Here is a 320-nt window from a genome sequence, read left to right as displayed (position 1 = left end):
GGAGTCCACGCAGGCCCGGGCACGGATGGGGGAAACGCCTGGAGCCGGGTGGGTCCCGCCGTCAGGGAGAGGTGCACCGGGCGTGGGGTTGCAACCCCCGGCAGCGAAGGCATCCCGGCAGCGGACGAGGCACGCACGACTTCGAGATCGAAGCCCGGAGACACGGTGAACTCGGCTCCCGCATGCGCCGCCTGCCGCACGTGCTCGAGCGAGACGAGGGTGCCGGCGCCTACCACCTTTCCCCGCTCGCGGGCGGCCCGGACGACAACCCGCAGCGCCGCGATGTCATCCGGCGTCTGAAGCGGCAGCTCAATGACGTC

General features: G+C 71.9%; 1 pseudogene. It reads right to left on the bottom strand.

The annotated features are described in order from the left end of the window. Positions 1–320: pseudogene (locus tag FVP33_RS19240) on the bottom strand (2-dehydro-3-deoxyphosphogluconate aldolase); the annotation flags it as partial.

The sequence above is a fragment of the Lacisediminihabitans profunda genome (genome assembly GCF_008040105.1).
Classification (GTDB): Bacteria; Actinomycetota; Actinomycetes; order Actinomycetales; family Microbacteriaceae; genus Lacisediminihabitans; species Lacisediminihabitans profunda.
The sequence above is the reverse complement of the archived record's forward strand: the minus strand, read 5'-3'. Positions and strand labels throughout refer to the sequence as shown.